We start from the raw sequence: 25330 nt of genomic DNA on the forward strand, positions 1-25330 counted from the left end.
CACGAGCAGATCGCTCGATGAATGGCTCTTTCGTGTCAACGACCCTTCATCACTGAAAGAAAATCTCTTGTCCGGTACTTGTGTCATTGGTCTGCAGTGGGGCGACGAAGCCAAAGGCAAACTCGTCGACTTGCTGGCGCCGCGTTTTGATTGGGTTGTCCGCTATCAAGGCGGAGCCAACGCTGGGCACACCGTCGTTGCCGGGGATGAAACCTACAAACTGCACCACATCCCATCCGGGATCCTGCACAGCGACGTTCAAAACGTCATTACGCCTGGCGTCGTGATCAATCCCACCACGATGTTGCAGGAGATCGATGGCTTGCAAGCTCGCGGGATCGACGTCTTCGAAAACCTGAAGGTCAGCGAACGAGCTCACTTGGTGATGCCGTGGCACATGATCGAAGACGCGACGATCAACGCGACCGCTGTTCGCGGCGAATCAATTGGCACCACGAACCGTGGCATCGGCCCGTGCTACCGGGACAAAGTCGGACGCACCCACGCGATTCGAATGATCGACTTGATCGAAGGTTCGCGTGACGAACGTATCTCGACCGTCGCGACACAAAAGCAAGCGTTACTGAAGAACTTGGGTGCTTCCCAGGAAGAGCTTGATTCGATCGCACCTGAGAAAATGGTCGCCTTGGCGGCTTCTTGGGCCGAGCGTTTGGCTCCGATGATCGCCGACACGACCGACATGGTCTTGGACGCTGCCGAAGCCAACCAAAAGATGCTGTTCGAAGGTGCTCAAGGTGCGTTGCTGGACATCGATCACGGAACCTACCCGTTTGTGACCAGCAGCAATTCGTCGGGCGTTGGCGTTTGTGCCGGTGCGGGCGTGCCACCAAAGTGGATCGATCAAGTTCTCGGCGTGTGCAAGGCTTACAGCACACGCGTTGGCGGCGGTCCCTTCCCGAGCGAATTAGAAGACGAAACGGGCGAGAAGATTCGCAAGCTTGGAAACGAGTTTGGAACGACCACCGGACGCCCGCGTCGTTGTGGTTGGTTCGATGCCGTTGCCGTTCGATACACCGCTCGATTGTCCGGCGTGACTCGTTTGGCGCTCATGATGATGGACGTGTTGGCTCACTTTGATGAGCTCAAAGTCTGCGTCGCGTACGAGTTGGATGGAAAAGAAATCCATCGCGTGCCAGCACACGCGGAACAGCTTCGTCGTTGCAAACCGATCTACGAAACGATCCAAGGTTGGAACACACCCGTTGATGACGCTCGCTCGGTGGATGACTTCCCGCCACTGGCCCTCGCGTACGTCAAACGCATCGAAGAGTTGGTCGGCATCCCAGTTGGTGTGTTGTCAGTTGGTCCTGACCGTGCCCAGACCATCTTCACCGAAGAATCCAAAGCGATGAACCTGTAGAACGCGTTGTCGCGGACCTGTTTAGCCGAAGGCCGTTAGGCCCGGTTACCTCCGGTAGAAACTCGACGGTCCTACTGCTTTAAGAAGCCTCTGCCACATCCGCGGCCGAGACAACATCGAATGTTTTCTCGGCGATGATGTTGCCATCGAGTTCCAGCCACATTTGCCAGGGGCCCAATTTGTCTTCGATGGGGTCCCATATTGTGTCGCCCAAGTAGAAGTTCCAGTCGTTGGTTTTGACGTACACGGAACCATCGAAGGGCTCGCGGGTTTTGCCTCGCTCGTCCTTGATGCCGGGATGATCGATGCAGAAGACCAGTTCCTGATTCTTGGCTCCCTTGATGTTGACGATGAATCCAAATTCAACGTCGACACGTGCCGGAATGGTTGTGGTGCTGCGAATGAACCGTGGGAGCTCTTTGGATTCACCATCCCACTTGGAGTGAATTCCAAAGGTGCGCATTCGCGTCTGGATTTTCTTCTTCGCCAACGATGGTTCTCGCTTCATAGATCAGATTGGTTTGGCCGACCGGCTGAGCGAGGTCGCGTCACGGTTTCTCACCATGCCATAAATGCTTGGCGAAGAAAATCCCTGGCCGCGAGTGAGCGAACATGCGTGTCATCGTCGCGAATAGAATATGGCGCTCCGCGTCGGACTTTTGTGTTTGATGCAATCAAGTTCTTCGGGCGATGATGAAAGCGAAATCATGCGTTGGGTATCAGGAGTGTTGTGCGTGAGTTTGGTGGCCAAGACTTTATTGGGTGGTGTCGCTCATGCGGATGAGCCCGAAATCCCCGCGATCTCGGACGCGATGCAGCAATTTGTGGCGGACAAAGAGATCGCCGGTGCGGTCACTCTGGTCGTTGGACCGGATTCGGTGAAGCATGTGAATGTCGTGGGCCACGCCGACGTCGCGAATGAAACGCCGCTGAAGCGAGACGCTTTGTTTTGGATCGCTTCGATGACCAAGCCCATCACGGGTGCTTGCGTGTTGATGATGCAAGACGAAGGCAAGCTGTCGATCGATGATCCAATCGCGAAGCACTTGCCCGCGATGAAGAACTTGAAGCTGGCGGACGGCACACCGGCGAACATCACGATTCGCCATTTGATGACGCACACCTCGGGCATGAGCGAATTGCCACGAGAAAGTGCCTACACCGATCCGACTCTGACGGCTGCCGCTGAACGATATGCCGAGTTGCCGGTGTTGTTCGAGCCGGGCACCGAGTGGCGGTACAGCCAAACCGGCATCAACACCGCCGCACGAATTGTGGAAGTCGTATCCGGCCTGACGTTTGACCGTTTTGTTGAAGAACGAATTTGTCGGCCGTTGGACATGACCGACACGACGTTCTATTTATCGCAAGAGCAACAGGATCGGTTGTCGAAAACCTATCGCGTGATTGAAGTTGACGGCGACACACCCAAGCATCTGGAAGAAACGACCATCAGCGTTTTGTCAGGTGGTACACCGATGAATCGCGACCGTTTCCCTGCGGCGAATGGTGGGCTGTTCTCAACCGCTGATGACTACGCGAAGTTCTGCCAAATGCTGTTGCGCGATGGACGCGCGAATGGCAAGCAGTTGTTGTCCAAGTCCGCTGTTGAGCAAATGCGAACCATCTGCACGGGGGACATCAAGACTGGTTTCACACCAGGCAACGGATGGGCAATCGGTTGCTGCGTGATTCGCGAACCGCAAGGCGTGACCAAGGCTCTTTCGCCCGGAACCTTCGGCCATGGTGGTGCTCATGGAACGCAGGTTTGGATCGATCCGGAGAATGAAGTGGCGATGATCCTGATGGTCCAGCGAGCCAATTTTCCGAACGCCGATGCCTCCAAGGTACGGCAAGCGTTCGGCGAAGCGTTGATGCAAGCTTTGTAGGAAGCGATTTGCAATCACGCCGTAGGCCATGTCTCACATGGCGGCCACACCGATGCTTTGGAACAAAGCGAGTCGTCCTTTCGTGTGTTTTCGCGAGAGCGGGATCGCTCGGCGGAGGGCGATTGCCAGGCGGGGCCTGGCCTACGAGGCGGGATGGATTGCAATTTGCAAGCGCCCGATTCGGCCCCAGAGTAGAACGATTGTCCTGCTCTAAGCCGGCCTCTCACAACTGAAATCAACCAGTCGGCAACACGCCTTGAAACAGCCGCGTGCCGATGCGGACGAGCGTGGCACCTTCGGCGATCGCAGCGGGATAGTCTCCACTCATCCCCATCGACAATTCCGGAAGCGAAACTCCCGTGGCGGATTCCATTTGATCGCGAAGTTCTCGCAGTTTGGCAAACTGTTTGGCGGCAGCGGACTCGTTGGTGCCCCAGCCCGCCATCGCCATCAGGCCTTTGATTTGCAGCCCCGCGTTGGAGCTGTCCTCGAGGCTTTGCCAGTGAACCAAGAGTGGTTCCAGTTGGTTGATCGGCAACCCGGTCTTGGCTTCTTCTTCGCTGACATTGATCTCGATCAAGCCATCGATCGATCGTGATTGAAGCAAGCTTTCGGAGTGCAATGTATCGAGCAACCGTTCACTCGCAATCGCGTGAACGAGCGGTTCCGCGGGAAGCAAGCGGCGGACTTTGTTGCGTTGCAAATTCCCAATTTGGTGCCAGCGAATGTCGGCATCATCGAGCGTTTGAAACTTGCTCTCCAATAGCTGAGGCCGATTTTCGCCCAGGTCATGGCATCCCGCTTCGACCAGCCAACTCGTGATCTCAGCATCAACGTATTTCGTGACGCCGACCACGCGGACGCTGTCGGCAGCACGCCCGCACCGTTCGGCGGTTTCGGAAACTGATTGCCGGACCGCATGCCAGTTGTCCGCAATCAGAGATTTCGCAGTCGCTTCGTCGCACGCCATCTGTTGTTTTGAGATTGGTTCAGCCATGCGGGCGTTTTAACACAACGCCAACAAGTGTGGCATAGGCTTCCAGCCTGTGAGATCGCGGATGTCGGTTCGAATCACAGGCTGGAAGCCTATGCCACTTTGCTTTCAGGCGATGATGCTGCGTCGGTTGTTGACGTAGTCCCAAAGCACGAACCGATCGAGGTTCTTTCCGCTGGTGAAGAACACTCGCCCGCGAGTCGATTGGGCCATTCGGTAGGCGAACCGAATGTCCTCTTCGCTCTGCGACCAACTTGGGATCAAGAAGATGTTGATTGTGATCCCCTCCTTTGCACAAAGTTGGGCTTCCCGCATCGTCGCTTCTTCGGTTTGCGGGTCAGGCGGATACAGCATGTACAACCACTCGCCTTCGAAGTGCGCGGTTGGCAATCCGTCGGTGATCAGCACGACTTGCCGATTGGGCGTGTCGCAGGTGGCCAAGTTTTGCCTCGCCATTTGCAACGCGTGTTGAATGTTGGTGAAGTGCGGATGGATCTCGTGTTCACTGATGTCCGGGTTGCTCATGTCGCATTTCAGACGAACCCATGGATCATGAATGGTGACCTGCTTTGGCATGCACTCGATGATCTCACCAGGAGTTCGCAGTTTCGCGAACGTGTACATCTCAATGAACTTCAGAAAGTCACCGGGGTACTCGCTGTTGATCAATCCTTGCAGTGCCAACGCCATGCGTTTGACGTTGATGTACTGGCCCTCGTACCGCATCGAGCCGCTCATGTCCATGATCACCGCCGTGGCGGCCTTGGGGTGATTGCGAGTCTTGTGGACCACGATGTCGTCGCCGTGCAATCGCAGTGGACGTTCGTCCTTCTGCCGCAACAATGCGTTGATGATCGTCTGCGGCAAATCCAAGTTGGCGACGCTATCACCGAACTCATAGGGTTTGGTCTGCTGCAGTTCAACGGCTCCTTCGCCGACCACGTTGCCTTCGTGGCGACCAGTCCGCGATGGATCGAGTTCACTGAAGATCTGCTCCAGCAAACGACCCTGAAAGATTTTGTAGGCTTGCGGTGTCAGGCGAAAACCAGATCCATCTTTGTTGCGTTCCAAACCCTGACGTTCGGCTTGCTCTCGCATCAGGTTTTCCACTTGGCGTCGCATGTCCTCGAGCTGTTCCATGTCGCCCGGTTGAGCAAACTCGCTCAGCATTTCCATGTCGATCACGCCGATCTGAGCGGACTTCTCGGCCTCTTCCAATTGCTGCAGCAACTCGTCGATCTTCTCGAGTTCCTCTTTGATCTCGAGTGCCTTGCGGACCGACATGGATTCGCTGCCAATGAAGTCGTACTTCGTCGCCAGTTCTTCGATGTTGTGTTTGTCTTCCATCGCCGAACCGGTCGCCAACAAATTGCGAGCGAGGTCCCCGTTGTCGTCGCCGGTTTGGTACCACAGGCGTTCGATCATGAAAGGTTGTTCTTGATTGACCGCCATGCGAAAAAGCTTTTCCATCTTGGCGGGTGGCTGCACTTTCTTGGCGGCTTGGTTGAACGCCTTGCGAGCTTTTTTCTGGACCGTCCGAGCTTCGTACGTTTCTAAGATTTTGCGTTTGCGATCCTCCAGCAACGCTTTCAAGAAATCGATGCTCGGTCCCAAACCCGCGATCTGGCTGGGGTCGAGTTTGACTGCGTTGGCGAGGTCCTCTTCAGACAACTCATGAAAGTTGCCGTACATCAACGCTTGTTCGAACGCGGGCGACACGAGATCCGGCGGCGGTTGGCTGGGCGGAGGAAACGCGACCGGATCGTACTTTTGATAGGCGTGGATCACCCCACCCACGGGATCGCGTCGGTCGCGAGACGGCGAGTCGGAATTGGGTTGGGGAGTGTCCATGAATCGTTTCGTGTTGTGTTCGAGCGATGGGCGGCGTCCGCCGAATGACGGGAACGACATTTTACGCGGCTGCAAAGCGACGCGTTCAAAGAAGCGGTCGATCTGATCCGTAATACGTTGCCAGTTGCTACGTACGACGGCCTTCCAAGGCCCGTCGAAGTCAGGCCACAGAATCGAGTCGACGGTCTTGGAAGACCATCGTACGAAGGTTGGGGCAAAGCCGGTGCACGTAGGCTGGGCTTCCAAGCCCGGCCCCGAATCGCGGTCTGCGGCGTTGGAAAGCGATTGAGTATCGGGAGAACGACGGTCTTGGAAGACCATCGTACGTGGTGGTGCTTCAGGATGGCCGGTCATTCCTTCACGAAGGATCGTGCTCTGGCAACGAGAGGCACAGGACGGTTCGATCGCCGCGAATCAGCATGCGATTGCCGATCAGGACGGGGGCGGACCAGCAGGGGAATTGGAGTGCTGGGCGGTCGCCGCCGGCGGATTCCAATTCCCAGACCGCTAGCTCTTCGAACTGGTCCGGTGTCGCCCGAATGATATGCAGCGAACCGGTCTCCCTCAGAACCAGCAGCACGTCGCCGAACCGTGTCGCGGTGCTACGTCGTCGATCCAGAGCCGTCCACTTCACTTCGCCGGTGGCGAAGTCGACGCAACGAAAATCGCTGTCGGGAGCGTTTCGGCCGCTGCATGCATAAAGGTTGCCTTCGTGAAGGATCGGTGTCGACATGTGCGAACGCAACGATTGAGACCGCCGGCGACCGACTGGATCTTTCCACACGGTCTCAAACGTGGCGTTGACATCTTTCACGGCGATGTCATAGACCGCTGACCCGGCGTCATAGCAATCACTGATCAAAACACGATTGCCGTCCACGACTGGGATGATTGCGTTGACGCTCTCGAGAATGTCCGCCCGGTGATAAACCTTGCCGAGCGATTTCCCGTCGGTTGGGTCCAACACCCACAAGTGATCTCGCGCGAACATCAGCAGATATTGCTTGCCGTCCACGGTGATGGTTCGTGGGCTGCTGTAGCTGGCCAAGTCATCGCCGCCGGTCCAAAGGATTTCGCCTGTCGCTCGATCCAGCGATACCATCAGCGTCCCTTGCGGAACAACTCGGTCCAATCTTCCGGGGGCGAGCGATTGTTGGTCTTCCGGACTACCACCGACCATCACGATGACTTGATCGCCGATGATCAATGGAGCCGAACCGACACCAAAGAAGTTCTGCACGACGTCGTACTTCTCATTCAGATTGACGGTCCATTGTTGCTCGCCCGAGTCGCAACTCCACACGGTGAGTTGTCCGGCAACACCGTAGGTGAAAATTTGGGCGTCACCGAAGTCGTCTGACTGTTCGGCGATGGTTGGGCTGCATCGCGGCCCGGTTTCGTATCCATACATGTCTCGGTAATCCAGAGGATACGAACGAGACCAGCGGACGGCTCCGGTGGCGAGATCGATCTTGCGAATCCGTTCGGAATCTTCGGTCGCATCGAAGTGAAAGTAGTTTTCGCCCCGAACCACTCCAATGCCATAGCCGTCTCCCACTTCCAGAGCCCAATGAAATTTGGGCGGATCGTTCCAATCCAAAGAAGCAATCGACTCGGGAGCCGAGTCCGTCAGCTTCGCACTGCCACTGAAATCATCGTTGAGAAATCGAGGCCAGTTCGGCTGGGTCAGCGGCGATTCGGCCCACCCCTGCGGAAACGTCACAAGCGCCAACGCGACTGCTAGAAAGCTGGCAAACCGACGGGAAGGAAACAGGAAGCAGGCTCGTGGATCGATCATCGCAAACGTTCGTCAAGAAGTGAAATCGTTGAGTTGTAGTGGGCCATCGCGACGGACGCTGGTTCCCATGCACGATGCATTGTAGAACCTGAGGCCATGGCTGATTTACCCGTAACAAGTCGTTTTATCATTGCCGAAGCGGACCTGAATTGGTCGGCGTCGCGAAGTGGCGGTCCGGGCGGACAGAACGTCAACAAAGTCAATTCCAAAGTGACGCTGCGTTGGAAGCCGGTCGTTCAGACCGGATTTGATGAATTTTGGTGCAAACGTTTTGTCACGCAGTTTGGGACTCGCATCAATAAAGAGGGCGAAATGGTCCTGCACAGCGAGGCGACGCGGGATCAATCTCGAAATCTTGCCGACGCTCGCGAGCGGTTGGTCTCGATGTTGCTGGGTTGTCGTTTGCCCCCCAAAAAACGAAACGCGACGCGGCCGACGCTGGGAAGTAAGCGGCGCCGGTTGGAAGGAAAACGCCAGCAATCTGAGAAGAAACGTCTGCGTGGAAAACCTCGCTTCGACGATTGAAGGTTCTCGTTTGGCGGGCCCTTGCTATACTGGCGAGTGCGCGAATCGGATGGAATGATTCTCGCAACAATCTCCTCCACTTCGATTCACTCTGGCATCCCTGCTCAATGAAGCGTGCTCGGCATCTTGACGACCTACTTCGCAATTGGGAATTCGATCCCAGTTCGCTCAACGTCCGCCTGATCAAAGGCAAAGATGATCGAGATGTCATCCAGATGCGAGTGGACATGGGCGTCCTCCAACTGGAAACGACCGGGCGTCCAGATGGCGAATTGATCGAGTCCAGCGAAACATACCTGCAGCACTTGCAGATGACTCGGCTGGAAAATCCCGATGCGGAACTTTCCGAAAAAGACTGCAATGAAATCGATCGCGAATTCATGCAGTTCTATCACCGCCGAATTTGCTGGTTGAGATTGCAGTTCTATCACCGAGCCGTGATGGACGCGGATCACACGCTGCGATTGATGGATTTGTGCGAGGAAATGTCGGACGATCCCGAGTGGATCTCGTCGCATGAACAATATCGACCTTTCGTGTTGTTCCATCGCACGCAAGCGGAAGCTCTCGGGGAACTGGAAGAGAATACGCCCGAGGAAGCCATCCAGGCAATCAATCGCGGTTTGGACACGCTGCGTGAGTTTTTCGTCAAGCACGAAGCCGAAGAGCACTTCGACGAAGATGAATTGATCGTGCGATTGGTCGATCTTCGTGAATCGCTCCGCAACGAATACTCCGTTGGACAAACGCTGCGTGAACGGTTGGACGCTGCGGTGCAAGATGAGAAATACGAGTTGGCAGCCAAGCTGCGTGACGAGCTGACTCGTCGCGAAACCCACTGAGCTTGTGAGCCTGCCATGCCGTTGATCGCACCCGCGCCCTTGGGGTCGTCGACGTGGTTGTTGCAACTGCGGACATTTGCGATCGTCGGCCAGCTCATCACGATCCTCTTCGCTCGACTGCTCACGCCGACGTCGTTGCCAATCGGCGCTTTGTTGATATTGGTGATCTTCACTGCGATCACCAATGGGGCCTACGGTTGGTGGCTTTCGCGAGCGGAACGCAATCGAGTCAAGTCATTCGGCGAATCCGCGACCGATCCCGATGTCGCCCTGAGTCCCGCCACATTGAGTTCGGGGGCCCTTGGTTCAGGTGCTGTGTCGCAAAGTTTGGACTCGCAAGCCAACTTGCTAGGCGAATTCAAATCGGAAACGCCGCTGCGATTGGCGTTTGTTCTGATGGCGATGGACCTGATCACGCTCACCGCGATGTTGTATTTGACCGGTGGAGCCGACAACCCGTTCAGCCTGTTCTACTTCGTCAACATTGCGATCGGCGGAGTCATCTTGACCGCTCCGCTGACGTGGACGCTGACGGGTTTGGCAATGCTGGGCTATGTCACGTTGCTGATCGATTCTCGGCCCGTGGCTGGGTTGACGATCCAGCCCGCTCAGACTCCCGATTGGCTGATCGCAACGCTAGATTTGCGAGATTGCGGATTGCTGTTTGCGTTCGTGACCTGTGCGACGGTGCTGGCCTATTTTGTGACTCGGATTTCGCGTCAGTTGCGTCTTCGGGAACAAGACCTTCGCCGCAGCCAATCGGAACGGGCCGACGCGATGCGATTGGAAGGATTGACGACGCTCGCCGCGGGGGCGGCTCATGAATTGGCGTCGCCGTTGTCTGCAATCGATGTGGCTTGCCGTGAGTTGACTCGCCACTTGGAAGACATTCCCAAACCCAAGTCCGTTGACGAAGACTTGTCATTGATCGACGGCCAATTGTTAATGTGCCGCCAAATCCTTTCGCGAATGCGTGCGGCTTCGGGGGACACCGCGGCTCAGCGATGGAACCGAACCACGCTGGGCGATTTGATCGACACCGCTCTCGAAGGCATTCGTGATCCGCACCGGGTTGAGGTTTTGGAGCCTGACGAAGACGCGTCGTGGGAAGAGCAACCGATGTGGTTGCCCGAGGAGGCCGTTGCCCAAGCGATTCGAAATTTGATTCACAACGGATTGGACGCCAGCGACTCGGCGCAGTTCGTCACGGTGGAACCGATCGTCGAAGGCCAGGACGTTCGACTGGAAGTTCGCGATCAAGGGCTGGGGATGTCCGACGATGTGCTCGATCGGGCCGGTGATCCGTTCTTCACCACCAAGGAACCTGGCCGCGGAATTGGGCTGGGATTGTTTTTGACTCGCAACGTGATCACGCGGCTTGGCGGGACGTTGAAGTTCGAAAGCACACCGGGAATGGGCACCGTCGCGACCGTTCGATTGCCGCTGCCGAAGGAATGACCCGGTCCGACCGGCACGCGAAGAAACTCTAGGGCCCGCATGACCGCGCGTTGTCGTTGCAGGTTCCTGACGCGATGTGGTGACTTGCCGCACCTTCACCCTGCGAGGGGCTGAATCGTTTCTTTCGACTGCTATACTGGAATGCCCGTACCCCCACCGACTGATGCACTGGTGCAACGATGAGTTTCTCTGATCCAAATAGCGGCCACGACGGTGTGCTGCCTTATCCCAGTCCATCGGAGGTTTGCACGTCCGAAACCGTCGGGGCGGAAAGCATCCTGTTGGTCGATGACACGGTCGTGCTTCGCGAACGGATGGCGGTGGCAATGCAAAGCCGCGGTTTTCGCGTCTCGATGGCTGGCAACTACGACGAAGCCGTGGCTGTGTTCAGCCAATCACCCACGGACTTGGCGGTGCTGGATTTGCGGATGCCAGGGCGCAGCGGTCTCGATCTGTTGCGGCGATTGCTCGAGATCAAACCGGATTGTCGCATTCTGATGTTGTCTGGCTTCGGCAGCATTCCCGCGTCCATCGATGCGGTGCGAGCCGGTGCGGTCAACTTTCTCAGCAAGCCCGCTGACACCGACGACATTCTGTCCGCGTTCATTCGTGGCGAAGGGCAAAACGTTCCCGAAGGCGGCTTGGCTTTCCCCGCACCATCGCTTGCGAGAAACGAGTGGGAACACATCCATCGCGTGCTCTCGGATTGCGGCAACAACATTTCGGAAGCTGCCCGCCGACTCGGCATTCACCGTCGTTCGCTTCAACGCAAACTTCGCAAGCGTGCTCCCGAGGACCCCAAGACACCCGGTGCGGACGAAGTGTTCGAAGACGACGAGGATTGATTCCAATCTGAGTGAAACGCTGACCACGTAAAACGCTGAGGCCCTCAGCGTTCTCTATAACAACGCCCCAGCACAACCAAAACAAAACCCCGCACGTGAGATCACATGCGGGGTTTTTAGTTTTCAGTTCGATGGATTGAGCCGAAACTCAATCAACACAGACTAGATGTCGGTGTTGGCATCGGGTTGTGGCACTGGAGGAGCAGCTTCTTCAGCTTGATCGCTGCTGCTTTTGACTTCTTCTGCTGCTGGTGCGGCAGGAGCTTCTTCTTCTGCTGCTGGTGCTTCTTCAGCGGCTGGAGCAGCAGGAGCTTCTTCAGCAGCAGGTGCTGGAGGAGCAGCTTCTTCAGTCGACTCAGCGTCTGCAGCAGCATCAGCAACGGGAGCCGCAGGAGCAGCTTCTTCGGTTGCAGCAGCAGCTTCGCCGGTGACGACGCTACCAGGAACCAAAGTTTCGCCTGGAGCCAGGTCGAAACCTTCGCTGCTTTGCATGACGGAACCTTCCATCACGGGAGCAACATCGCCACCACAGCAAGGAGCTGCTTCGACGACAGGAGCGGGAGCAGGTTCGCCACAGCAAGGTGCTGGGGCAGGTGCAGCTTCGCAGCAAGGAGCAGGTGCTGGCTCGCAGCATGGTTCTGGGGCTGGCTCACAGCAAGGTGCGGGCGCAGGCTCGCAGCAAGGCTCAGGAGCACAGCAGTCTTTGGCCTTCAGTTTGGCCAGCAATCCGCCGCCGCACTTGTGAGCCTTCAAACCACTGAACAATCCGCCTGAGTTGCAGCATTTGTTCGATTGCAAGAATTTGAATGCACTTGCACTGCTGCTGAAAGCCAACGAAGCACCCAACATCAGTGCGACGACGGCGGTACCCTTCACCAAATTCCGATTCATGTGTTTCTCCAGAGTTAGTTCGGAGGTTTCGGTGCGATCCGTGTTCGCACGCTTGAATTGAGGTGGCATCCGGTCACCCTGATCGATTGCGTTACACTCCGTCCGTCGACCGCTCACAAGAGGGGGGTTCGGGGAGATGCGGTGACATTACCGCTTGCAGTGACTTCGCGTTACGGTAGCTCGCTAGCAAATGTTGTCAATTGCCCAGATCACCCAAACCCTTGTTCAGGCGATGCTTTGGGCAATCAGCACAACTTTCACTCCTCGGGCCGCCGCAGCCAGCTCAGCTGGATCTTCAGAGGAGATCCAAGCGATCAGGCGTGCGAACCAGCGTTTTCCGGTGAATCCGCGAACGTGCCAACGCGACTGGCATCGTAGAAGTCGATCGCGGAAGGCAACGTCGAAAACCGAGAATGGCGGGTGGTTCGCCATTGGTGGCTTCTCGCGGAAGTTCCTTCGCCGGCCTCGGATGCCAACGAAAAAAGCCTCGCGTGACACCCGGGTTGCGAGAACCTGGGAACGCGAGGCGTCTTGGTCGATAAGGTTCGAGCTTGCGGCCCGATTTGCTTGAATCAGCGTTGCAGCGATTCGGTCGCAGTCGCTGCTGGATTCGCGGCCGTCTGGGTTTGTCCTTGAGCGTTCAGGATGCGAGCCATCTCGTCGCCGTTTTCGAAGTCGAGGATCAATTCGGGTTCGCCGGTTGCGATTCCCAGAACCATTCCCGAAATCCGCCATCCTTCACTTTGTTGAACAACGGGCAGGACAATTTGGAATTCTTGCTTGGTTCCGTCGGCCGCCGATGGCTCGCTCCAAACGCAGTGAACCAAACGCGTTGGGAATTTTTGACCTTCGGGAAGGTGCTCCATCCCGACTTGTTCGCTTCGAGTGATCGTGACTTCGGCGTCCGGCGATCCGAGTGGTTGAACGGTGTGACCGATCCGAGCCAATTCTGATTGAGCACGCTCGGTCAGCAACGTCATGGCTGTGTTTTCGGCACCACCACGGCGAATTCGATCGAGGAATTGACCCACGACGGATTCGGCTTCTTCCGCCGATGCGGCGCCGGTTTGCGTCGACGACGCACTGGTTTTGGATGCGACCGCTTCGGGAGTGGACGAGCCACAACCGGTCATGGAGATCGTCGCGAGGGCGACTGAGAAACCAACGGCAAAACGACCAAAGATCCGCATGACTGAAACGGACATATTTTCCATCCCTGGAATTGAATGACTGACACACAAACAGCGATGCGTTCATCGCCAAGGTCGAGAAATAGTCAATTCAGTCCGCGGGGGTCAACACGATTGCGGAAATTCGCGATCGCGGACTAAGTCGCGGCCTTTTGACCGCCGCGGTTCCGACGAAGCTGGCCACAGGCGGCGTTGATTTCGTCGCCTTTGCGTTGACGGAAGTTCACGTTCACCCCTGCCGATTCCAAGATCGCACGAAAGCGGGCAATTGCTGCTCCGCTGGGCGTTCGGTATGGCAAACCCTCGACTGGGTTGTAGGGGATCACGTTCATCATCACGCTGCGACCGCGAAGGATTTGGCTCAGTTGCCGCGCGTGCTCGTCGCCGTCGTTGATTCCGCCCAGCAGCACGTACTCGAACGTCAGTCTTCGCCCCGAGGAATGGAAGTAGCGATCCGCCGCCTGCAAAACGGGCTCGATTCCGACCTTGCGATTGACCGGAACCAGCTCACTCCGCAGTTCATCGTTGGGGGCATGCAGCGACACGGCCAAGTTGTACGGGATTCCCGCCGCGGCCAGTTTGTCGATCGCGGGCGGCAAACCAACCGTGCTGATCGTGATGCGGCGAGGGCTGATGCCCAACCCATCTTCGTTGCGAGCGACGTCGAGGGCCGCCAGCACGCCGGGCAGATTCGCCAGCGGTTCGCCCATGCCCATCATCACGATGTGGCTGAGCCGTTCGGTGGCGGGCAATCGTTGCTGCAGTCGCAGCATTTGTTCTAAGATTTCGCCGCCTGTCAAATTGCGATCGACGCCGTCCAGCCCACTGGCGCAGAACACACATCCCATCGCACATCCGACTTGGCTGCTGACGCAAATGCTGCGTCGAGGACCATCACGCAGCAGCACGCATTCGACTTCGCCGCCGTCCGCCAATCGAACCAAGATCTTTTCGGTGCCGTCCTTGGACTTCGACACGACCGCTTCACTCGCGTTGAAGATCACAAAGTGTTCTTCCAACTGCGTCCGAAGCTTGGCCGGCAAGTCGGTCATTTCCTCGAACGAGGTGGCTCGTCCGGAGAACAGCCAACGGCGAATTTGCTTGGCACGGAACGGTTTTTGGCCCTGCTCCTGCAGCCAATCCTTGAGCTGATCAAGCGACCAATTCAGCAGGTGGTTCTTGCGGGGGCCGCTGGACTCCGAATCGGTGGTCGTGACGAGAGGCAGTGAGACCATCGGAGTCAAGCAAATGAAAAAGAGGAAAGCGGCGGTGTGATTTCGTTTCGGCGCGGCTTTCTCATCAGACGCTTCGCCGGCCCGAAATGCAAATGGAAATCATTGCCGGCGAGGGTCCAACCGTGGTCAGGGTTGAACGCTGAGACGGTTGTCGATTCGAGAGACGCCCGGTTCCAAACGCATCAGCAATTCTGTCATCCGGCGATCGGATTCGTTGCGGACCGAGCCGCTCAGGGTTGCCGTGCGGTCTTGGACCTGAACATTCACACCATCATACCGAGTGGGTTGAGAATTCATACGGCCAGGCAGATTGCCATTGATCGTGGTCAGATTCGATGTGCCACGCAAACGCGAGGAAGCGGACTGTTGCACACGAACAGGCTCCAGCGGCGCGACTTCAACCGCACTGCGAAGTCGTGTTCGAATGGGTGGGGTCGCCGTGTTGCCACGGGCCGCGTTGCCGCCGAAAAGGCTACCGAAAGCGGCTCCCAATCCGCCGCCACCACCGAATCCGCCGAGGCCGCCACCTGCGCCGCCCCCGCCCGCACCGCCACCGGCTTGGGACACCGCCGATGCGCCCACGGGAGTCGTTGTATTGGCACCAACCGCTCCACCTCGCTGGATCCCCTGACTGAAGACGGCATCTGGATCCAAACCTTGCGTGATGGTGCCCTCGGCTTGGCCTCCGGCAGCGTTCCCCGTTCCGGTGTCGTTCCCAGTGCCTTGAGCCATCGCTGACGAACCCAGAGCCATCCAGAGAGTGGAAGCGGCCAGGCACGCTACAATTTGAGACGTTCGTTTCATGCGACTATCGCTCGTTGGACGTTGGGTTTCGGATACGATTGGGGGAGTGACACTTCTCCTCTGATTGTAGCTAGCCCCCACGAGCTCGTCCAAAATGATTCCCCATCGATCTATGCGTTTCGGTCAGTCGTTTGCACCGAACTTTCCAGTTGTAACGTTGGTGATGCCGATCGCATGCCTTTTCGCGGTGATCAGCTGCATGGTGGTCGCTCCCGTGGCCTCGGCCCAAGCCACCGCGACGGTCGATGACACCCGAACGACCGTTCCTGCTCCCAAACTTTTGCCGTCCGGCACGCTGGCTTACTTGCGAGTCGATGATGTCAATGACATCCGAAACGACTGGGGTGAATCTTCACTGGGCAAGATGTTGGAAGATCCCAAGATGCGACCGTTCGTATCGGATATCTATCAAATCGTTAGTGACTTGTTCGACAACGTCGGTGACGAACTTGGATTGACGCTCGACGAACTCCGTTCGCTTCCGCAAGGCCAACTCGCCATCGCATTGCTCGAGGGCCCGCCACCGGAAGAGAAAACCGACGAGCAGAAGGCGGAAGAAGAGGAAGACGACGATGCAATCGCCCGTCGCTTGCAAGCCAAACGTCGACAACAAAATTCGTTCGCGGTGGCCGTGATGATTGATGCCGGGCCAAACAACAAAGAAATGGAGGCCTTGGTCGAACGCCTGATGGAACTGGCGGAGAAGAATCGCATGATCATTCAGAACGAACAGATTGGTTCGATCGAGCTGACGCGATTGGTCCGCCAACGTGGTGATGGCGATGTCATTGAATGGTTTGAGCAAGATGGTTTTTATGTCATTGGTGCCGGGCGAACGATCGCTCAGTCGATCGCGAAAAAGTTGAACGCTGCGGAACGCGACACCAGCCAGTCCTCCGGTCGTTCACGACGATCGAAGCCGACTCCTTCGGCGGAGACGGAAACGCTTGCGCAGAACGCGGACTTCGTCGCCGTGATGAGCCGATCGATTGGTGCCGAAGCGGAGATTCCGCAGATCACATTCTTCGTCAATCCTTATGGCATCGCGAAACGAATCATCGCGCGAAGTGGATCCGCGTTCTTCATCGCCCCGATCGTCCAAGACCTCGGCATCGAAAAAATTCGTGGGATCGGCGGCAGCCTCTTTCGCGGTGGCGAGATCGTGGAATCGATTGGCCACATGCATGTGTTGATCGATCCTCCACGCGATGGTTTCTTCGGAGTGCTTCGTCCCGAGGACATTCAGGTTTCGCCGCCAACTTGGGTGCCCGCCGACGCGGCCAGTTTCACTTGCGTGGGCTGGGATGTTGAGACCGCGTTTGAAAACGTCGGCAAGATCGTCAACCGTTTCGCTGGCGAAGGCAAGTTCGATAACTTTACTGAGAAACCGGTTCAAGAACGATTTGACGTTTCGCTCAAGGAAGAAGTGTTCCCATTGATGACCGGCCGCATCGTCACGATCCAGCGCTATCAACTGCCGGCCACGTGGAATTCAATGGCGCGAGCAATCGCGATTGAAGTCAAGGACGCCAAAGAAGCTCAGAAGCTGCTCGAGAAGGTCAAAGCCAAGGCACCGCCAGCGAGAATGAAACCCGAGGTCCTTCGCGGCAAGACCGTGTACTTCTCCGAACAACGCAAATTCGATCAGCCCGGCATTCGCGTGCCGGAAAGCAGCGTCATGCTGCTCGACAATTGGTTGATGCTCTGTGACAGTCGGGAAATTCTTTTGCAAGTCCTTCGTGCCGAGGGCGGGGAGATCGATCGCTTGGCCGATGATGAAGATTACGTGCTGCTGACCAGTGAACTTGGCGCCAAGTTGGAAGGCGAAACGCCGTTCCTGTTCCAGTTCAACCGTGATGCCGAGACGTATCGGATCCTTTACGAAATGGCCAGCTCCGATGAGACCGCTCAATCGATCGAGAACCGAGGCGGTGACAATCCCATCGCTGGTCGAGTCGCGGAACTGATGCGTCGTGATGACTGGCCCGACTGGGACGACCTGGAAAAATACTTCAGCGTCAGTGGCATCTTCGGCTACGACGAACCAGGTGGCATCCACATCGGTTCGCTGAACCTCCGCCCGATCGAGTGAGTCGATCGAGTGAGTCGTGTTTTGTGCTGGACCGTTCGTTCTCATCCCAAAGGGAGGGCTTGAGAACGACCGGTGATTGGATCGATGAGAAGCAGCACATCAGAGTAGAACAGTTGTCCCCAACTGTTCCGTCGAGCAGCCCTCAACGGCCAAGCCCCATCGCAATCGAAAGCATGTGCAAGCGAAGCAGGCCGGATCAAGCCGTTTCGGCACCGCTTCGGCAGATAAACTTCTGATGTTTGCTTCTCCCTTCATCCCGGTAGGGATGACAGATGGTAGACATCTGACATCCCTACCGGGATGAAAACTATCGCAACCAAAGTGCTCCACAGTCCGGGCATCAGAGTAGAACAGTTGTCCCCAACTGTTCCGTCGGGCAACCCTCAACGGCCAAGCCCCATCGCAATCGATTCCACGTGCAAGAAACGTAGGCCGGATCAAGCCGCTTCGGCGCCGCTCCGACAGATAAACTCAAAGATCCAACTCGTCCAACTCATCGACCAACGCATCCAAGTCAGTCGATTGATCCTTGGTCAGCGATGGTGCAGAAGACGCAGGCGGCGCGGACGGAACTGCGGCTGGCTTGGTCGGAGTGATGTCCTTGACCGGCACAGCATTCGAGGCGGCTTTGGGAACCGCCTTCGCGTTGGCTCGCTTCGGAGCTGCCGAGCCGCCGCCGATCTGAAACATCGGCGTCTGCCGAGTCGCCAGCAACGCTTGCAAATCCGCCAGGATCGTTTGCGAGGCTCCGTCGCGGCGCATGTCAAAGTGATAAAGCTTCGCGATTGGTTCGTCGTTTTGGATCGGCGCGGCATCCTCATCGCGCCGATGCGGCACTCGAGCGACTCGTTTGCTCAGCAGTCCAAGCGGTTCGGAAACCTGTTCCGCATCGGTCCAGCTAACGCAAGCAACGTCACCCGCGATCGATTCCACGGCCAAGCGTTCGGTGCCAGATTCATCCGGACCGGGGATCCGATCCAACAACACCAAGTCCAACCCGGGCCGACCAAGCAATTGGCCCACGGCGTCGTCGCATGCCGGATCGAAATGGCGATGCTCGCCGGTGGGACGCAGCACGATCACGTTCAAACGAACAGCCATGAAGGATCAACTCAGGGGTCGGGGCAAGTTTTGGGGCGGACAGTTCGTGCATCGGAGAGAGCGTCCGTGCGATTGTCGGAACATCCTGACTCAGACATTTCCGTTGGCAATCCCACGACATCATAGAGACGAGACCATAATTCGCGAACGTCCGTGACATCGGCAAATGAATCCGCCAGTTGCCCCTCGCTGGAACGCATCAACTTTTCGCGAGCATCCGGGTGGTCTCGCAGCAATTCCTGCAGCAAGTCTTCGATCAGCTTGGCGGTCACCTCGGTTCGGTGCAACACGTGAAAACCGCGAAGATCTCGGTGGGCGGTCACTAAGCAAACTTGCCCCGAACGCCGGGCGTGTCGTCGAATTTGAAAACGTCCCCACGGCGACAACTGTTCCGCCCCGTCGACGACCAGCACCCCGTCGGAAGAAACCAACGCCTGCGTCTCAAAGGCAGCACGATCGTTCGCCAACACACTTGAGACGCCAGCGATTCGCGATCGGTCCGGATCAGCGGTCAGTTGAATCCATTTTCCACCGGGGAACTCCGAATGCAACGCATCCGCGATGTCATGCAGCAACGTCGACTTGCCCGACCCGTGATTTCCGACGATCAAACCGAGCCGATATCGCCGCAGGTCCGCTATGATTTTTGCGGTGTGCTCGCTCGGATCGCTTCCGCTCAGGCCAAAGCGAAACGGAATCGCACCCGGTCGCGTGTGACGACTGGCAAACGGATTGGTGCGTGGATGCGGCGGTCGGAAATCATGGGACATCGTGCACATGATAGCGGTGGCATCGTGTGCAGTGATCCCCCGCTGCGGACTCAGTGTGGCAGCTGGCACAACTCGCCTTGGTCATCGGCAAGAACTCTGGCGACGCATGAATCGACGATTCGCCCTCTATGTGCACCGCATTTGCGGCATTGGTGGTTCCCAACTGGTGGCAGTGTTTGCAGTCCTGCAATCCCTGCACGTTCAAGTGAGGCGTGTGCGAGAAATGAGTCAGTCGATCGCCATTCTCTTTCGGTTGAAACGCTCGCCACCGCATCTTGGCCAGCGATCCATCGTCCGTTGGTTGTATTTCCACTTGATGACAAGTCACACAAGCTTGAACAGCGGGCTGCGCCAACATGGATTTCTTGAGCGGGTCGTCAGCGGGCAAACATTGAATGATTTCAATCATCGATCGCAACACCGCGTCGGAGTGACCTTTGCCGCGATAGCGAACCGATAGCGTCACGTCGTCTCGATACCAACCGCCGAACGATTGAGTCTTGGCCGCGTCGTAGCGAGCCGCCAATTCCGTGGCCCAGTCCGCTTGTTCAGGCGTGGTTGTTTCGTCTTCAGCGGTCGACCAGGATGCCAATGGATCCTCGGCCAGTAGCGAGTCATCGGCCAGCAATGGGGCATTGGCCAACAACGGATCTGGACCGTCCAATCCGCTGTCAAACTCGTTCTCCAGCAAACCATCCAGCGGATTCGCTTGCATCGACAAGTCACCACCCGCTTCGGGAGCGACCTCGACTTCGCCAAACCAAACTCGCAGCGCGTCTCGAATGAGTTGCGGCGGGAAAGATTCGACCAAGGGCAGAGCGGTTTGCCGATCGACACCCGCCTCTTGCAAACGCTGCATCAATGCGTCTTGTCCGGTCGTGGCCAAGTCTTGCGATAGCTTCGTGATCGCTTTGGCCAGCGAAACGGCCTCGACTTGAACGATCGGTGAGTCCCAGTTGGCTGCTTCCACGCGTTTGAAACGATTGAGCGCCGTCTCGCTAACCTGCTCTCGCAACATCAACGCCATCCAACCATCGACCGTGCCATCCGCGAATCCCGATGCAAGCGTGGGCCAATCCGCGACCTGCTGTGCGATGTCGTCCGGCAGTGTCGGCAACTGCAGCAATGCCGGTCCTTCCGCGACCTGAACCCGCAGCGACTGATCGTGACACTGCGCACAAGCGATCTCGTACGGCAACGTCGTCATCACCGGATCGGTTGAATCCAAATCAAAACTGGAGAAGCTCGGCCCAACATGACACGTCTTGCAATCAAACGTGGCGAAAGCGTTGTTGCTCGAAGGTTCGCCACCGTTTCGTTTCTCAGCTTCACTGGGAAAGTGAATTTTCGCGTGGCGTCCGTGATCGAAGTGAATGTTCGATGAGTTCGCATACGGCCATTGACCAAACTCCGGGTGCGAATCAGCGAAGGAGCCAAACTGATTGACGTGGCAGGTTTGGCAACGGGAATCCGTGATCGCCGATAGATTCACGTCTGCGCCATGGTGCTCCTGGTGGCAAATGCTGCAAGCCAAATTGTTTTGAAGCGACGTCGTGCGGCTGACGGTCTGAATCTCGGGGAGCGTTTCATCGGACTGCGAATGGTTTGAGATCGCTACCAAATCGAGCGGCTTGCCATCACGTTTCTTGATTGCTGCCAATGTCAGTTCGTCGCGGATCTCTTGCGACAAATTGTGTGCCCAACGAGCCGACTCGCGTGGCATTTGCTGCTCATGGCAATTCAAACATAAGTCCGTCATCGCGAGCGTCGGCATGTCGGCGTGTTGCGAACCGCTGCCGCCGATCCAACTCGCCAGACTGAACAAGCCGTTACCGTCGTTTGGTTCGTTGGTGGACGCATCGCTGTTCGTTGCCAACCAACCGTTGCTGGTCGCGTTCTGGTGGCAAGCCGCACATCGATCCTGAGCCAACTCACCCGACAAAATCTGTGCGTGAGCGATCGTCAGATTTCCCGGCTGAATCACCTTGGGTGTCATTCGAGTCGCAAACAGCACGACCATCGCGGCAGCCAAAATCGCCAGCATCGCGGCGGTGAATTGGCGTCGACGTCCCGCCCATGTCCGCCGCGGAGAACAGGATTCATTCTCCGGATCACCATCGTCCGCAAAGGGACACGCACCCGTTCGGCTCGGACCATGCAAGCACGGATCACATCCCGGCGAACGCCCGCATGCGTACGGGTATCCGGGACGTTCAATCCGTGGTGGTGTTGGCAGTTGAAAGTCGTCGCGTCTCATGATTCCACAAACTGCAATGCATGAATGGTGTGCATGATGGCGAGTGCCACCAATCCCAACGACATCACGGCATGAACCGCCACCCAAGCTCGCAGTCGCCACTGAAGAGCGTGCTGCGTGTCCAGCTCATCTCGGCGGCGAACCAATCCGGCAAGTTCGTCAGCGACTTCTTTGCCATCGTCTTCCAAGTAACGATGCAACTCGTTCAGACCAATCACTAACCGGCGACGTCGAAACGAATGAGCGAACAAACGGTGTGACCACGACAACGGTGAATCCAAGTATCGGCGAAGATACTGATCGTCGAACTCGCCCAACACACGTTGCGAGTCAATGCTGGTCAAACTGTCCAGCCGCTGCGTCGCACGAGCTGCCAGCTGCTCTCGGTGCCAATCGATTTGATCGTATCGAGGTTGGCTGCCCATCGCCGTCAATCGGGCTGGCAAACGACGGCTCGCGAGCAGCCCATAAAAACCTGACAGACTGACTCCGATGAACAACACGCTGAGTGTTCCTTCCAGCCAACCGTCCGCAATCAACCGACCCGTCGCGATCGCGGGAACGTGCATCACGAAGACACCGCACGCAAAGATTCCTGTGAAAATATGAACCTGAGTCCAGGTGCTCATCGAACCGAGTGGCAGAATCGGAATCCGCCTTCGAATACCGATCGCAAACAAAATCAAAATGCAGCTCAGCAGCGTCCATCCCGTCATCACGCTGCTGCGATAGAGAGCCGCATGGAGTGACTGGGATGCCCAAGCCGTCAACACAATCGCGATCGCGACGATCAAGAGGCTGGCAACACGGCGGCGACGAAACGACCAAGCCCGACCGGTGCCAAACACCCGGCTTCGAAATTTGGATGCAAAGTCCGTCCGGAATTGTTGCCAGCGTCGAGAGGACGCGGAACGGCGGCGTTCAGCCACGCTCATGTTCGTCTCCTCAACCAATCTTCCAGCGGCGGCGACTCACTCAAATCGATCCGTACGATCGCGTCATGCGGACAAGCGGCGGCACAGGCGGGGCCGGTCGGCAAACCACTGCACATGTCGCACTTGGTCGCCTTGGTAATCGGTCGGTTGCTGGCTTCGTCGGTGTAAGGACGTCCCTTCGGATCGTTCACCGCCGCCATTTCGATGTTGCCGTACGGGCACCCTTTGGCACACGTGCCGCAACCAATGCAAATTGATTCCGAAACGCGAACATGCCCGGTGGATTCTTCGCGGTGCAGCGCTCCCGTTGGACAACCAATCATGCAAACCGGGTCGGTGCAGTGCATGCAGGCTTGAACAAATTGCAAGCGATCATGATTGACGCCCACCCGAGCAAACTTGGGGTTGCCGTCATGCACGCTCGCGCAAGCTTTGACGCAGTCATCACATCGCGTGCAACGGTGCAAGTCGATGATCATCGCTTCGCGACCGTTGTTGAAACGATTCTGAACGATGAACTCAAGCAACCCCGTGGGCTCGAAAGATGTTCCGGTTGGACTCGGCAAATCCTGCCATGTCTCATCGCTCTTGTGAGTCACCGAAGTCGAAACGATCGGCAAATCCACCTTGGGCCGTTCTTCGCTGCGGCGTTCACGAGCCTCCTCGGTCGCCGGCATCCGCAACAAAGCCTTCGCGGCCGGCGCTGGCAACTCGCTGCGGCGAACGTGCGGCAAAATGTCGGTCGCGAAACACTCGACCGGTATGTGCAAAGTGTCCAAGAATCCAACCGCGCGAAGCGAATGCTGAAGCGGCAAATTGATCGGGCCGTCTTCGTTGGTCACGCCCAGGGCGATCTCTTCCAATCCAAACAAATGACCTTTGCCGAGGTAAGCGGTTGTGCGTTGAGCCACGCCGTAACTTTGGCAAACACGGCCGAATCCGCTGCGAACGATGATCAGATCCGTGACCTGATGGCCTTCCGTCGCCACCACCGGTTCGCTTTCAATCTGCTCTGCGGGAGACAGCTTGCGAGTCTTCTTGTAGTCCGCGTTCCACTCCAAGCGACCGAAAGATCTTTGCACCGTTGCCGCGACGACTCGCTGCAGATTCTGTTCAGGCAAAAACCGCAACAATGGGATTTCTCGCAGATGCAGCGGCAGCCAGTTTTCTCGGTAGTGATCGTCCATCCGCTGTGAGAAAGCTTGGTCCCGACGCAGCGTTTTCAAACCCTGTAATCGAATCTCCAGCAACGTGCTGTTGCCCTGCGAAACGACCGTGGCCGATCGAGGTGACCGGTACATCGCGGCGACTTCGCCAAACAATTCCCCCGGGCCCAAACGCACGCTCTGGCCGGCTTGGACCAGCCCATCGAAATCTTGCAACTGCAACACCGGAGGACGATCGTCGGCATGATGGGCGGAGGCATGTAAGTCGACATTTGGGACGACTTCCTCGGGACGCCGAGCTTCGCGGACACCGGACGGGCGCAGCAGTTGCCAGACCGCTTTGGGCCAAGACACTTTTTCGGTTTCACGCCGACCGAGTGATTCCGGTGGCAATTCGCGAGTCAATAGTTCCGCGTTCCCTTCGACCAACAAGAACGCACTGTTCGCATAATCCCCTTCGCGAGCGATCACTTCGCCGTGAGCGAAACGATGCAATCGGCAATCATTCCGAAGGATGCCATCGAGCGGGATCGATTTGGGAAATGAGCCCGGATCCAAACTCGAAAACGGGGACTGTTCGCGCAACCATCCCACATCCGCATCGGTCATGTGCGGGTCCATCGGTTCGTCCCATCGTCGGGGACGACGCACAGCAATGGAATCGTCGGTCATCATGTCTCGGTCGATAGCCATCGCCGCGACCCGAAGTCAAGACACAACCCGACCGAGACAAGTTTCACACTTCCATTTAAAGCGGTAGGGCGCGAGCCCTCCGGTACCAACTCACGATCGTTTTTGACGCAAATTATCCAATCGATGACGAAGGTGGCGGATCGTGCGCAACGCATCCAAACCCGCCAGCAACAAAATCGTCAGCAACACCAGCATCACCGAAATCCAACAGCTCAACCAAACGGCGTGATTTCGCGGGGTGGCCAGCGTCGCGACCAGCACCAACACGCCGGACACCAGGAACAAGAAGTTGACCCGTTTCCGAGAGCGACGACGACGCTTCATGTAGGGCTGGTCGATGTCTTCGTCGAACCGTTCATGCGGCCAGCCAATTTGCTCGGACCGCTGCAACCAAACAGCGAAGAAAATCAGCGTGCTGGCGAGGACCAAACCACCGGCGAACATGAGGGAGCCTTTGAAAGAGAAGCGAGCCAACCGGTGAGCCCCACCCGTCGGATCCAATCATCCTATCACGTTGGTGGAAAGCTTCTAGCTTCTAGCTTCTAGCTTCTAGCTTCTAGCTTCTAGCTTCGTGCTTCTAGCTTCTAGCTTCTAGCTTCGTGCTTCGTGCTTC

The 25330-nt window shown here is 57.1% G+C and carries 21 protein-coding genes; 7 read left to right on the forward strand and 14 right to left on the reverse strand.

The window, feature by feature from the left end:
• The first annotated feature begins 67 nt into the window (after positions 1-67).
• Complete coding sequence (locus tag CEE69_RS24905; RefSeq protein WP_199169939.1) at positions 68-1381, forward strand: adenylosuccinate synthase; 1314 nt, start codon at positions 68-70, stop codon at positions 1379-1381.
• Between the two features lie 79 nt (positions 1382-1460).
• Here the strand turns inward: CEE69_RS24905 and CEE69_RS24910 are convergent, their stop codons facing one another.
• Positions 1461-1889 (reverse strand): DUF3859 domain-containing protein, encoded by a 429-nt coding sequence (locus CEE69_RS24910; RefSeq protein ID WP_099263307.1) that lies wholly within the window; start codon positions 1887-1889, stop codon positions 1461-1463.
• Positions 1890-2088: 199 nt separating this feature from the next.
• On the opposite strand from CEE69_RS24910, the gene CEE69_RS24915 reads away from it, so the two are divergent.
• Positions 2089-3270 (forward strand): serine hydrolase domain-containing protein, encoded by a 1182-nt coding sequence (locus CEE69_RS24915; RefSeq protein WP_199169940.1) that lies wholly within the window; start codon positions 2089-2091, stop codon positions 3268-3270.
• A gap of 235 nt (positions 3271-3505) precedes the next feature.
• Here CEE69_RS24915 and CEE69_RS24920 read toward each other — a convergent pair whose 3' ends face one another.
• From CEE69_RS24920 to CEE69_RS24930, 3 genes are all read right to left on the reverse strand, one after another.
• On the reverse strand, positions 3506-4267 hold the full coding sequence (locus CEE69_RS24920) for a YggS family pyridoxal phosphate-dependent enzyme (RefSeq protein ID WP_099263308.1): 762 nt from the start codon (positions 4265-4267) through the stop codon (positions 3506-3508).
• A 105-nt stretch (positions 4268-4372) separates the two neighbouring features.
• The gene (locus CEE69_RS24925) at positions 4373-6115 is read right to left on the reverse strand and encodes a vWA domain-containing protein (RefSeq protein WP_099263341.1); all 1743 of its coding nucleotides are present in this window, start codon (positions 6113-6115) and stop codon (positions 4373-4375) included.
• A gap of 358 nt (positions 6116-6473) precedes the next feature.
• Positions 6474-7913, reverse strand: a complete 1440-nt coding sequence (locus CEE69_RS24930; protein WP_099263309.1) for an outer membrane protein assembly factor BamB family protein — start codon at positions 7911-7913, stop codon at positions 6474-6476.
• A 78-nt stretch (positions 7914-7991) separates the two neighbouring features.
• On the opposite strand from CEE69_RS24930, the gene arfB reads away from it, so the two are divergent.
• The 4 genes from arfB to CEE69_RS24950 all read left to right on the forward strand — a co-directional run bounded on the left by arfB (position 7992) and on the right by CEE69_RS24950 (position 11583).
• Entirely contained in the window at positions 7992-8438 is a 447-nt protein-coding gene (gene arfB, locus CEE69_RS24935; RefSeq protein ID WP_449314207.1) for an alternative ribosome rescue aminoacyl-tRNA hydrolase ArfB, read from the forward strand.
• A gap of 107 nt (positions 8439-8545) precedes the next feature.
• Positions 8546-9280, forward strand: a complete 735-nt coding sequence (locus CEE69_RS24940) for a UvrB/UvrC motif-containing protein (protein ID WP_099263311.1) — start codon at positions 8546-8548, stop codon at positions 9278-9280.
• A 15-nt stretch (positions 9281-9295) separates the two neighbouring features.
• Positions 9296-10738 carry a sensor histidine kinase gene (locus CEE69_RS24945; protein WP_099263312.1) on the forward strand — a complete coding sequence of 481 codons (1443 nt, stop codon included), beginning with the start codon at positions 9296-9298 and terminating at the stop codon, positions 10736-10738.
• A gap of 179 nt (positions 10739-10917) precedes the next feature.
• The gene (locus CEE69_RS24950; protein WP_099263313.1) at positions 10918-11583 is read left to right on the forward strand and encodes a response regulator transcription factor; all 666 of its coding nucleotides are present in this window, start codon (positions 10918-10920) and stop codon (positions 11581-11583) included.
• 162 nt (positions 11584-11745) lie between these two features.
• Here CEE69_RS24950 and CEE69_RS24955 read toward each other — a convergent pair whose 3' ends face one another.
• The 4 genes from CEE69_RS24955 to CEE69_RS24975 all read right to left on the reverse strand — a co-directional run bounded on the left by CEE69_RS24955 (position 11746) and on the right by CEE69_RS24975 (position 15703).
• Positions 11746-12474 (reverse strand): hypothetical protein, encoded by a 729-nt coding sequence (locus tag CEE69_RS24955; protein ID WP_233215614.1) that lies wholly within the window; start codon positions 12472-12474, stop codon positions 11746-11748.
• A gap of 572 nt (positions 12475-13046) precedes the next feature.
• On the reverse strand, positions 13047-13679 hold the full coding sequence (locus CEE69_RS24965) for a hypothetical protein (RefSeq protein ID WP_233215615.1): 633 nt from the start codon (positions 13677-13679) through the stop codon (positions 13047-13049).
• Positions 13680-13801: 122 nt separating this feature from the next.
• Entirely contained in the window at positions 13802-14899 is a 1098-nt protein-coding gene (gene rlmN / locus CEE69_RS24970; RefSeq protein WP_099263317.1) for a 23S rRNA (adenine(2503)-C(2))-methyltransferase RlmN, read from the reverse strand.
• Between the two features lie 126 nt (positions 14900-15025).
• The gene (locus tag CEE69_RS24975) at positions 15026-15703 is read right to left on the reverse strand and encodes a BON domain-containing protein (RefSeq protein WP_099263318.1); all 678 of its coding nucleotides are present in this window, start codon (positions 15701-15703) and stop codon (positions 15026-15028) included.
• A gap of 160 nt (positions 15704-15863) precedes the next feature.
• Between CEE69_RS24975 and CEE69_RS24980 the strand changes: the two genes are divergently transcribed.
• Positions 15864-17795, forward strand: coding sequence for a DUF3352 domain-containing protein (locus tag CEE69_RS24980; RefSeq protein WP_099263342.1), 1932 nt, complete (start codon positions 15864-15866; stop codon positions 17793-17795).
• A gap of 471 nt (positions 17796-18266) precedes the next feature.
• On the opposite strand, the gene CEE69_RS24990 is transcribed toward CEE69_RS24980, so the two are convergent.
• The 6 genes from CEE69_RS24990 to CEE69_RS25015 all read right to left on the reverse strand — a co-directional run bounded on the left by CEE69_RS24990 (position 18267) and on the right by CEE69_RS25015 (position 25161).
• A complete protein-coding gene (locus tag CEE69_RS24990) occupies positions 18267-18896 on the reverse strand; it encodes a hypothetical protein (RefSeq protein ID WP_099263320.1) in 630 nt (209 codons plus the stop codon).
• Between the two features lie 11 nt (positions 18897-18907).
• Positions 18908-19666 carry an ATP-binding protein gene (locus CEE69_RS24995; RefSeq protein WP_233215617.1) on the reverse strand — a complete coding sequence of 253 codons (759 nt, stop codon included), beginning with the start codon at positions 19664-19666 and terminating at the stop codon, positions 18908-18910.
• The gene (locus CEE69_RS25000) at positions 19656-21710 is read right to left on the reverse strand and encodes a hypothetical protein (RefSeq protein WP_099263343.1); all 2055 of its coding nucleotides are present in this window, start codon (positions 21708-21710) and stop codon (positions 19656-19658) included. The genes CEE69_RS24995 and CEE69_RS25000 overlap by 11 nt, the downstream gene beginning before the upstream one ends.
• Positions 21711-21919: 209 nt before the next feature.
• Entirely contained in the window at positions 21920-22858 is a 939-nt protein-coding gene (locus CEE69_RS25005) for a hypothetical protein (RefSeq protein WP_099263322.1), read from the reverse strand.
• A complete protein-coding gene (locus CEE69_RS25010) occupies positions 22855-24717 on the reverse strand; it encodes a cyclic nucleotide-binding domain-containing protein (RefSeq protein ID WP_099263323.1) in 1863 nt (620 codons plus the stop codon). The genes CEE69_RS25005 and CEE69_RS25010 overlap by 4 nt, the downstream gene beginning before the upstream one ends.
• Before the next feature lie 90 nt (positions 24718-24807).
• Positions 24808-25161 (reverse strand): hypothetical protein, encoded by a 354-nt coding sequence (locus CEE69_RS25015; RefSeq protein ID WP_099263324.1) that lies wholly within the window; start codon positions 25159-25161, stop codon positions 24808-24810.
• Between the last annotated feature and the right edge of the window lie 169 nt (positions 25162-25330).

The sequence above is a fragment of the Rhodopirellula bahusiensis genome, assembly GCF_002727185.1.
GTDB lineage: Bacteria > Planctomycetota > Planctomycetia > Pirellulales > Pirellulaceae > Rhodopirellula > Rhodopirellula bahusiensis.

What these genes read in the sequence shown, in the direction of transcription:
- CEE69_RS24910 (WP_099263307.1), bottom strand. Translation starts at nt 1,889, where the DNA reads ATGAAGCGAGAACCATCGTTGGCGAAGAAGAAAATCCAGACGCGAATG.
- CEE69_RS24915 (WP_199169940.1), top strand. Translation starts at nt 2,089, where the DNA reads ATGCGTTGGGTATCAGGAGTGTTGTGCGTGAGTTTGGTGGCCAAGACT.
- CEE69_RS24920 (WP_099263308.1), bottom strand. Translation starts at nt 4,267, where the DNA reads ATGGCTGAACCAATCTCAAAACAACAGATGGCGTGCGACGAAGCGACT.
- CEE69_RS24925 (WP_099263341.1), bottom strand. Translation starts at nt 6,115, where the DNA reads ATGGACACTCCCCAACCCAATTCCGACTCGCCGTCTCGCGACCGACGC.
- CEE69_RS24930 (WP_099263309.1), bottom strand. Translation starts at nt 7,913, where the DNA reads ATGATCGATCCACGAGCCTGCTTCCTGTTTCCTTCCCGTCGGTTTGCC.
- CEE69_RS24940 (WP_099263311.1), top strand. Translation starts at nt 8,546, where the DNA reads ATGAAGCGTGCTCGGCATCTTGACGACCTACTTCGCAATTGGGAATTC.
- CEE69_RS24945 (WP_099263312.1), top strand. Translation starts at nt 9,296, where the DNA reads ATGCCGTTGATCGCACCCGCGCCCTTGGGGTCGTCGACGTGGTTGTTG.
- CEE69_RS24950 (WP_099263313.1), top strand. Translation starts at nt 10,918, where the DNA reads ATGAGTTTCTCTGATCCAAATAGCGGCCACGACGGTGTGCTGCCTTAT.
- CEE69_RS24955 (WP_233215614.1), bottom strand. Translation starts at nt 12,474, where the DNA reads ATGAATCGGAATTTGGTGAAGGGTACCGCCGTCGTCGCACTGATGTTG.
- CEE69_RS24965 (WP_233215615.1), bottom strand. Translation starts at nt 13,679, where the DNA reads ATGTCCGTTTCAGTCATGCGGATCTTTGGTCGTTTTGCCGTTGGTTTC.
- rlmN (WP_099263317.1), bottom strand. Translation starts at nt 14,899, where the DNA reads ATGGTCTCACTGCCTCTCGTCACGACCACCGATTCGGAGTCCAGCGGC.
- CEE69_RS24975 (WP_099263318.1), bottom strand. Translation starts at nt 15,703, where the DNA reads ATGAAACGAACGTCTCAAATTGTAGCGTGCCTGGCCGCTTCCACTCTC.
- CEE69_RS24990 (WP_099263320.1), bottom strand. Translation starts at nt 18,896, where the DNA reads ATGGCTGTTCGTTTGAACGTGATCGTGCTGCGTCCCACCGGCGAGCAT.
- CEE69_RS24995 (WP_233215617.1), bottom strand. Translation starts at nt 19,666, where the DNA reads ATGTCCCATGATTTCCGACCGCCGCATCCACGCACCAATCCGTTTGCC.
- CEE69_RS25000 (WP_099263343.1), bottom strand. Translation starts at nt 21,710, where the DNA reads ATGCTGGCGATTTTGGCTGCCGCGATGGTCGTGCTGTTTGCGACTCGA.
- CEE69_RS25005 (WP_099263322.1), bottom strand. Translation starts at nt 22,858, where the DNA reads ATGAGCGTGGCTGAACGCCGCCGTTCCGCGTCCTCTCGACGCTGGCAA.
- CEE69_RS25010 (WP_099263323.1), bottom strand. Translation starts at nt 24,717, where the DNA reads ATGGCTATCGACCGAGACATGATGACCGACGATTCCATTGCTGTGCGT.
- CEE69_RS25015 (WP_099263324.1), bottom strand. Translation starts at nt 25,161, where the DNA reads ATGTTCGCCGGTGGTTTGGTCCTCGCCAGCACGCTGATTTTCTTCGCT.